Origin of the sequence: Candidatus Thiosymbion oneisti (assembly GCF_900092655.1) — a bacterium.
In the GTDB taxonomy this organism is placed as follows: Bacteria; Pseudomonadota; Gammaproteobacteria; order Chromatiales; family Chromatiaceae; genus Thiosymbion; species Thiosymbion oneisti.
In genome coordinates, this window is the sequence record NZ_FLUY01001267.1 from 1 (window position 1) to 282 (window position 282).

Sequence of the window (282 nt, forward strand, 5' to 3'; positions counted from 1 at the left end):
ATCGGTCAAGGTCAGGAACACTTCTGGATGGTGGGTTTGAATCAAGCGAACAAGATCCTCTATATCGAGTTGGTCGCGCTGGGTTCTGCCAACATGGCAAACATCAACCCCAGAGAAGCCTTCCGCATGGCGATTTACAAGCTCGCCGTTCAGGTTATTATGGTCCATAACCATCCCGGCGGGAATGTGACGCCTTCAATCGAAAATCAGGATCTCACCGATCATTTTATCCAGGCAGGCAAATTCCTTAAGGTCGAAGTGATCGATCATCTCATCATCAGC

1 protein-coding gene is annotated in these 282 nt (G+C 48.9%); it reads left to right on the forward strand.

What is annotated here, in order from left to right:
- On the forward strand, positions 1 to 282 hold a 282-nt coding region (locus BQ17_RS13240), incomplete at both ends, for a JAB domain-containing protein (protein WP_176722420.1).